Annotated in this window: 4 protein-coding genes (1 of these 4 running past the window's edge); all 4 read right to left on the bottom strand. The window is 61.0% G+C overall.

Annotated elements, in window-relative coordinates; translation table 11 throughout:
* A protein-coding gene (locus GAL_RS04180) for an oxidoreductase (RefSeq protein WP_024096343.1) crosses the window boundary here: on the bottom strand, positions 1-1,652 show its 5' portion. It extends 400 nt beyond the left edge of the window; 1,652 of the gene's 2,052 nt are visible here — the first part of the coding sequence; its start codon is at positions 1,650-1,652; its stop codon lies beyond the left edge, outside the window.
* 149 nt (positions 1,653-1,801) lie between these two features.
* Complete coding sequence (locus tag GAL_RS04175; RefSeq protein ID WP_024096342.1) at positions 1,802-2,005, bottom strand: hypothetical protein; 204 nt, start codon at positions 2,003-2,005, stop codon at positions 1,802-1,804.
* A 157-nt stretch (positions 2,006-2,162) separates the two neighbouring features.
* The gene (fdhF, locus tag GAL_RS04170) at positions 2,163-4,937 is read right to left on the bottom strand and encodes a formate dehydrogenase subunit alpha (RefSeq protein WP_024096341.1); all 2,775 of its coding nucleotides are present in this window, start codon (positions 4,935-4,937) and stop codon (positions 2,163-2,165) included.
* 3 nt (positions 4,938-4,940) lie between these two features.
* Complete coding sequence (locus GAL_RS04165) at positions 4,941-6,671, bottom strand: NAD(P)H-dependent oxidoreductase subunit E (protein WP_024096340.1); 1,731 nt, start codon at positions 6,669-6,671, stop codon at positions 4,941-4,943.
* Positions 6,672-6,709 lie beyond the last annotated feature (38 nt).

Genomic DNA, 6,709 nt, shown 5'->3' with positions numbered 1-6,709 from the left:
ACATTCGGGGCAAAGACACGGTCTGGCGTCATAACCTCAACCGTTGCCCCGGCCATGGCCGCGACCTCCGCCGCCTGAAGCGCCGGGTGATCACCGCTTTCGTCATATATGAGGACCGACCCACCGGGCGTCACATCCCCCGAGATAATATCCCAGGCCGAGACAACATGCGCTGCCTCCTCGCCCGCCTCAAACAGCTGCATATTGGGCAGCCCGCCGGTTGCAATGATCACAACATCAGGAGAGAGAGCGGTCACGTCCTCCACCTCCGCCCAGGTGTTGAAGCGGAACTGCACATCCCGTGCGGCACATTGCGCCATGCGCCAGTCGATGATGCCCATCATCTCGCGGCGGCGCTGGTTTTGCGCGGTGAGCCGGACCTGCCCGCCGGGATCGGGCGCCGCCTCAAAGACTGTGACCGCATGGCCGCGTTCTGCCGCAACCCGTGCGGCCTCCAGACCGCCGGGGCCTGCGCCGACCACCACCACCTGCTTACGGGCCTCAGCCCGAGGGATCACATGCGGCATCGTCAACTCGCGCCCGGTTGCGGCGTTGTGAATACACAGCGCCTCCCCGGCCTGATAGATCCGGTCCAGACAATAGGTCGCGCCTACACAGGGGCGGATATCATCCTCGCGCCCCTCGGTGATCTTATGCACAATATGCGGATCGGCCATATGAGCACGCGTCATGCCCACCATGTCCAGAAGACCGTCCGAAATGGCATGACGTGCGGTGGCCACATCGGGGATCCGAGCGGCATGAAAAGTGGGCAGACCCGTGGCTTTTTTAACCTCACCGGCAAAATCCAGATGCGGTGCTGAGCGCATGCCCTGCACCGGGATCACATCGGTCATTGCCGGATCCGTGTGAATGCGGCCACGGATCACATTGAGGAAATCGACCATCCCACTGGCGGCCAGACGTTTGGAGATCTCCAGCCCCTCCTCAGGGGTGATCCCGCCCGTCTGCGCCTCATCCGCCGTATACCGTAGCCCGACAATAAAATCACTGCCGACCCGGTCACGCACCGCCGTCAGCACCGCCATCGGCAGCGCCATCCGGCTCTCGAGCGTCTGGCCACCGTAAGGCCCGTCCAGATCATTGGTCAGCGGAGACCAGAACTGGTCCAGCAGATGGCCGTAAACCTGGAGTTCGATCCCATCCATGCCACCGGCCTTCATCCGCTCTGCCGCATCGGCGAAATCTGCAATGACGCGGGTGATATCCCAATCCTCCGCCAGCTTCGGGAAGGCCCGGTGCGCAGGTTCGCGGTGGCGCGAGGAGCTGATCGAAGGCAGCCAATCCCCCTTGTCCCAGCCGGTGCGTCGCCCCAGATGGGTCAGCTGGATCATCGCTGCACAGCCATGCTCATGCAGCTGATCGGTCAGATTGCGGATCCAGGGCACCACCTCATCCTTATAGGCCAGGATATTGTTGAACACCGGCGGGCTGTCCCGCGATACCGCCGCAGAGCCCGCCGTCATCGCCAGCGCCACACCCGCCTTGGCCCGTTCCGCGTGGTAGGCCGCATAGCGTTCCTTGGGCATGCCCTCTTCCGGGTAGGCTGGTTCGTGACTGGTGGTCATGATCCGGTTGCGCAGGGTGAGATGCTTCAGCTGATAGGGCTGTAAGAGCGGGTCGTTGGACATGGCAGGCTCCTGTGGCGACAAGACAACCGTTTGTTTGGCTTCAGATTCCCCAGTATGATCACAACTCTGGACATATGTGTCAGGTCAATTTCCGACTCCGTTGTGAGTCATCGACGACACCAGGCAACATCGCCACAGCCTGCCCCATTTTAAGGCGTGCTTTCCGCATCACAGGAGGTGAACCCTCGCTGGCGACTGCGAAAGAACCGTTTCAGCCCGCGTTTGAAGTGACGGACCTTGGCCGATTGCAGCAGATCCTGATGGCTTAGCCCCCAGATCCGCGCATAGTCCTGCGGCGCAAGCCCGGGCAGCGGCACCAGATCAAGATCACCCCGCCCCAGATAGACCGGCATTCTGACCGCATCTCATGCGCCCCACTTGCTCCTCTCTTGGTTTCAACACAGCGACGGGACAGGCCCGCGCCGGGCGCCAGCCCGGCGCTACGAGAAAAAACGGGCGCGGAACTCTTGGCTCCGCGCCCGCTCTGTTGTCTCAGTCAGATCTACCGGGTCACTCGGCTGCGATCTGCCCTTCGATCTTCTCGATTTTCACCGCCGAGAATTTGAACTCGGGGATCTTGCCATAGGGGTCCAGCGCCGGGTTGGTCAGGATGTTGGCGGCAGCCTCCACATAGGCAAAGGGCACAAACACCATGTCCTCGGCAATGGCCCGGTCAGCCCGCGCCATGATCTCGATCGACCCACGGCGGGTTGACAGGCGCACCATTTCACCCGGTTCAACCCCCATCAGCTTCAGCGTGCACGGGTTGAGCGAGCAGTTCGCCTCCGGCTCCACCGCATCCAGAACCAATGACCGGCGTGTCATCGACCCGGTGTGCCAGTGCTCCAACTGGCGGCCCGTGGTCATAATCATCGGATACTCCGCATCCGGCGCCTCATCTGGTGGGATCACCGATGCCGGGGTGAAGCGAGCGCGCCCCTCTGGACGCGGGAAGCCATCGCCGAACACAATCGCCTGACCGGGGTCGGTCTCATGCAGCGACGGATAGGTGATGGTCTCGGTCTCCAGACGCTCCCAGGTGATGTTGTTGAGGGAGTTCATGTTCAGCTTCATCTCGTTAAAGACTTCGCTGACATCCTTATAATCCCAGGGCAGCCCGATGCGCCGCGCCAGTTCAACCGTCACCTTCCAGTCCTCGCGCGCCTCCCCCGGAGGGGCCACTGCGGGACGAACACGCTGCACCTGCCGGTTGGTGTTCGACACAGTACCGTTCTTTTCATAGAGCGCCGAGGCCGGCAGGATGATGTCGGCATAGTTCGCCGTCTCAGTCAGGAAGATATCCTGAACGATCATCAGCTCCAGCTTGGCAAAGGCATCGCGCGCATGATCGGCATCCGGGTCCGACATCGCCGGGTTTTCTCCCTGGATGTACATGCCCTTGATATTGCCCGCATAAGCCTGATCGACAATCTCGGTCACGGTCAGGCCCTTCTCGTTCGAGAAGTCGCCGCCGCCCCAGACGTCGGTGAAGGATTTGCGCACATCATCCGAGGTCACGGTCTGGTAATCCGGCAGGAACATCGGAATGAGGCCCGCGTCGGACGCGCCCTGCACGTTGTTCTGGCCGCGCAGCGGGTGCAGACCGGCGCCCGGCTTGCCCACGTTACCGGTCATCAGCGCCAGCGAAATCAGACAGCGCGAATTATCCGTCCCGTGGATATGCTGGGAGATGCCCATGCCCCAGAAAATCAGACCCGCGTTCCCCCCTGCAAAGATCCGCGCAACACGGCGCAGCTGATCCGGGCTGATGCCGCAGATTTCCGACATCTTCTCAGGTGTGAACTGCTTCAGGTGCTCTTTCTCGGCCTCCCAGTTCTCGGTCCAGCGATGGATGTACTGGCTGTCATAGAGCTCTTCCTCGACGATCACATTCATGATCGCGTTGAGCATCGACACGTCGGCACCGGGGCGGAACTGCACCATTTCGGTGGCAAAGCGGCGCAAACCGACGCCGCGCGGATCCATCACAATCAGCTTGCCGCCGCGTTTGGTGAACTGCTTGAAATAGGTCGCCGCCACCGGGTGGTTCTCGATCGGGTTGGAGCCGATCACGATCGCCACATCGGCGTTCTCAATCTCGTTGAAGGTTGCGGTCACAGCGCCGGAGCCGACGTTTTCGATCAGCGCCGCAACAGAGGACGCGTGACACAGACGGGTGCAATGATCGACGTTGTTGTGCTTGAAGCCCTGACGGATGAACTTCTGGAAGAGATAGGCTTCCTCATTGGTGCATTTCGCCGAGCCGAAACCTGCGACAGATTTCGGGTCTTCATCCCGCAAGCGCATCAACTCCTTGCCCGCCAGATCCATCGCCTCTTCCCAGGTCGCTTCGCGGAAATGGGTCGAGAGGTTGCCGGGATCGACGTTCAGGCCTTTGGCAGGCGCATCATCGCGGCGGATCAGCGGCTTGGTCAGCCGGTGTGGGTGATGGATGTAGTCAAAGCCGAAACGACCCTTCACACACAGGCGGCCTTCGTTTGCCGGGCCGTTGATGCCCTCAACATGCTTGACCTTGCCGTCCTTCACTTTCAGCGACACCTTGCAGCCGACACCGCAGAACGGGCAGACGCTTTCGGTCTCGCTGTCATAATCCTTGCTGTCGCCGACCTGATTGTCATCCATAACGGTCGCAGGCATCAGCGCCCCAGTCGGGCAGGCCTGCACGCATTCCCCGCAAGCCACGCAGGAGGACTGACCCATCGGGTCCGCGATATCAAACACCGGATAGGCATCATGGCCGCGACCAGCCATGCCGATCACATCGTTGACCTGCACTTCACGGCAGGCGCGCACGCAGAGGTTACAGGAGATACAGGCGTCCAGATTGACCTTCATCGCCACATGGCTGTCGTCCAAGAGCGGGATACGGTCCTTTTCCAACTTCGGAAAGCGCGACTCTGAAACCCCGTTCAGCTCTGCCATATCCCACAGATGCGAGGACTTATCGCGCGCCTCTTCCTGCTTGGGCTGGTCGGCCACCAAGAGTTCCATCACCATCTTGCGGGCACCTTCCGCGCGCGCGTTATTGGTCGTGACAACCATGCCCTCGGCAGGTTCGCGGATACAAGAGGCCGCCAGCGTGCGCTCGCCTTCAATCTCCACCATGCAGGCGCGGCAGTTGCCATCCGGGCGATAGCCCGGCTGCGGCTTATGGCACAGATGCGGGATCTTCAGACCACGGCCATTGGCAACTTCCCAAATAGTCAGACCTGCGTCCGCCGTAACCTGTTCGCCATCGAGTGTGAATGTAACTGTATTGCTCATGGCTTAGACCTCCTCGGGGAAGTGTTTGATGGTCAGACGGATCGGATTGGGCGCCGCCTGTCCTAGGCCGCAGATCGAGGTATCGACCATGGCGGCACTCAGCTCTTCCAACAGCCCCTGATCCCATTTCTTCTCGCTCATCAGCTTGACGGCTTTCTCGCAGCCCACCCGGCAGGGGGTACACTGGCCGCAGCTTTCATCCTCAAAGAAGCGCAGCATGTTCAGCGCCGCATCGCGGGCCGAGTCCTTGTCGGACAGAACCACAACCGCAGCCGACCCGACAAAAGTGCCATGCGGCTGCAACGTGTCAAAATCGAGCGGGATATCATGCATCGACGCAGGCAGCAGGCCAGACGATGGGCCGCCCGGCTGATACGCTTTGAACGCATGGCCATCCAGCATCCCACCGCAGGCCTCAATGATGTCGGTGATGGTGGACCCGGCAGGCAGCAGATGCACGCCCGGATTCTTCACCCGCCCCGACACCGAGTAGCTGCGCAGCCCCTTGCGGCCATTCTTCTCAACCGAGTTCAGGCATTCCGGCCCTTCGCGGTTGACCTTGCAGACCCAGTAGAGCGTCTCGACATTGTGAACCAGCGTCGGACGACCAAAGATACCCACCTGCGCCACAAAGGGCGGACGGTGGCGCGGCTCGCCGCGTTTGCCTTCGATCGATTCGATCATCGCGCTCTCTTCACCGCAGATATAGGCCCCTGCCCCGCGGCGCAGATCGATGTAGCCTGCCTCGACGATGCCCGCCTCTTCCAGCGCGGTGATCTCGCGGCGCAGGATTTCCAGAACTGCCGGGTATTCGTCGCGCATATAGATGAAGGCTTTCTCGGCCTCGACCGCCCAGGCGGCGATCAGCATCCCTTCCAGGAAGACATGCGGCGTGCGTTCCAGATAGTAACGATCCTTGAAGGTGCCCGGCTCGCCCTCGTCGCCATTTACGGCAAGGTAACGCGGGCCTTCATTGGCACGGACAAAGCCCCATTTGGTACCGGACGGGAAACCAGCACCGCCCAAGCCGCGCAGACCGGCTTCTTTGACTTTCGCCTGAACCGCTTCCCAGTCGCCATTTGCACGCAGGTCTTTCAGCGTAGCATAGCCGCCTTCGGCCTCATAAGCGGCAAAGGTCTCATATTCTGGGATATGGGCGTGGGTGTCATCTGCCGCAATCGCCGCCTGCACCTTCTCGGGTGTCGCGTGGTCGATGTGGTTGTGGCCGATCTCCAGCACCGGCGCGGTGTCGCAACGCCCCATGCAGGGCGCGCGCAGCACGCGGACCTGGCTTGCATCCAGACCGTCTTCCAGTGCCTTTTGCAGCTGTTCCGCGCCCGCCAGTTCGCAGGACAGCGAGTCACAGACGCGAATGGTCAACGCAGGCGGCGGGGTTTCACCTTCCTTCACCACATCGAAATGGGCATAGAAGGTGGCGACCTCATAGATTTCCGCCTGCCCGGTGCGCAGCTCCTCAGCGAGGGCGCGAATATGGGCCGCACTGAGACAGCCATATTTATCCTGAATGAGATGCAGGAATTCGATCAGCAAATCCCGATTGCGCGGCTGGTCACCAATCAGGTCCAGAACCTCGCTATGCGCCTGATCCTCCAGCTGACGGCCCTTGGGGGTTTTGCGCCCCTTGCCTTTGCCAGATTTCCACACGCCCTTGCTATTGTCCAAAGGTGCCACAATGACCTCCACTTCGCGTCGCCAGTTAAGGCGGCATTCCATTGAAGAAGCCTATCGTCAAATCGGAAATTTCGAAGATA

Origin of the sequence: Phaeobacter gallaeciensis DSM 26640, from assembly GCF_000511385.1 — a bacterium.
In the GTDB taxonomy this organism is placed as follows: domain Bacteria; phylum Pseudomonadota; class Alphaproteobacteria; order Rhodobacterales; family Rhodobacteraceae; genus Phaeobacter; species Phaeobacter gallaeciensis.
Note: the sequence above shows the minus strand (reverse complement) of the source record. Positions and strands in the feature narration are given on the sequence as shown.